At 57.1% G+C, this 1,615-nt stretch carries 1 protein-coding gene and 1 pseudogene; both read right to left on the bottom strand.

Features of this window, described 5'->3' with window-relative positions:
• Positions 1–175: 175 nt before the first annotated feature.
• Positions 176–364, bottom strand: coding sequence for a hypothetical protein (locus NQ050_RS10975; protein ID WP_257039381.1), 189 nt, complete (start codon positions 362–364; stop codon positions 176–178).
• A 1,116-nt stretch (positions 365–1,480) separates the two neighbouring features.
• A pseudogene (locus NQ050_RS11300) lies at positions 1,481–1,615 on the bottom strand (catalase); the annotation flags it as partial.

Below are 1,615 nucleotides of genomic sequence, written 5' to 3' on the forward strand. Positions count from 1 at the left end.
AGATTCTCCGCCAGAATACGATCCTCAACCAAGCGGACCACACGGTCCTTCGCATCCTGATCAAACTTCTTTGGCATGTTCCAGATTTTCCCATCTACTCAAACGGAACAAAACCCGGGACACTTCAGTGCGGTTGTTTGCCTCAATTCTCGCGAGGTGTAAGCGAGGAAACGCGTTACTTGTTCACGCGGGTGTATGGGTGTACGTAGCCCAGTTCCTCGACAGGCACTGGGAATTCGATGTCACCGTAAGGGCTGTTTGCGCCAGCCACCTTAGAGATGAGCTCGGTAACCGCGTGGCCGTCGCCAGGAACGTGCTTTGGCCAGCCCGGATCTACATAACCATTCTTCTTGATGTTCGCCATGTGCTCCATTGTTTCAAATTTGGCGTTCAAATAACACCCGAACAGCCACTAAACTTGCCTTCCATCATGACTTCCCCCAACACCTCCGCAGAGTTTCGCCATTGGCTCAGTCAATTGAGCCAAGCTCAACTCCGCACGCTACTTGAACATCGAGTGGACGCCACTCACCCCACTCCCCCTTCGCTAGGGTCACTAGCTGCTCGTTTGTTATTGCGCAGTTCCTTGCAACTTGCGCTCCAGCGTCAAGATGCGTTGGGGTTGGCCGTGTTACAAGCCGCGGGAAGTATCCGAACTGGAGGAAACATCGAACCTCTGGATGCCCCCAAAGTGGTGGAGGAATTGGCGCGGCACACCGGCACTGCCACAACCGGCACTGCCACAACCGGCACTTGCATCTCTGAAACCGAAGTACTGAAAAGAATTCAAACGCTCTTGGAGTACGGCTTATGCTTCGGCGAGCCCAGTGCTTTCCACCCAGTTGCAGAGGCGCTACAGGCGCTGCCCTCGGGTCTTGATCTACTGGAAGCCACCGATGATGCTCTACCACCGAAGCTAGAGGAACTTGATGCGGCGAGTAGGCGCATTTTAGAAACCTTGCATCACTCAGGAGGCGTGGGTACTACTCGCGACGCAGCCAGCGATGCAGACCCCTCAAAACCCATCCCGCGCCTCATCGCGGCAGGGCTGCTCAAGAGGGTGGACAGCAACACCGTCGTACTGCCACTGCGGGTACGGGCGCTGCTTTCTGGCCGCCACATGCCGCAGATTCCCCTTCACCCACCAGCTACACATCCCGATGCCACGCTTGAGGTGGATACCGGCCAAAGCCTTGAGGTGTTACGTCAACTCACAACGTTGCTCGAAGCACTTGGAGAGCAACCCATCCCGCTGCTGAAAAGCGGAGATGTGGGCTTGCGTTCGGTCACGCAGCTGGCCAAAAAGTTAGACGTTGAGGAACGCGATGTGGTTCGGCTCATCTCCATAGCTCGCGCCGCCTTCCTGCTCAGTGAAGGGATTCCCGATCCCTATCCCGCGGAGGAAGAAGGCCACTTGGACAACAACTACCTTGCCCCAACCACCTTGGCCGGGGTGTTCCAGGATGCCGCGCTGCACGTGCAATGGGCCTGGGTGCTGCACTGTTGGTGGAACCGCGCAACGGTGCGCACATGGGCGGTTGATTGGCAGGTGGCGGTAGTTCGCACCGATGCGGTAGCGCTGCGCATCCGCGTATGCGAATGCACGAGCCATGAG

The sequence above is a fragment of the Corynebacterium sp. 122RC1 genome (genome assembly GCF_024580955.1).
Taxonomy (GTDB): domain Bacteria; phylum Actinomycetota; class Actinomycetes; order Mycobacteriales; family Mycobacteriaceae; genus Corynebacterium; species Corynebacterium kozikiae.

Excerpts from the sequence above, each read along its gene's own strand:
- NQ050_RS10975 (WP_257039381.1), bottom strand. The coding sequence starts at position 364 with ATGGCGAACATCAAGAAGAATGGTTATGTAGATCCGGGCTGGCCAAAG.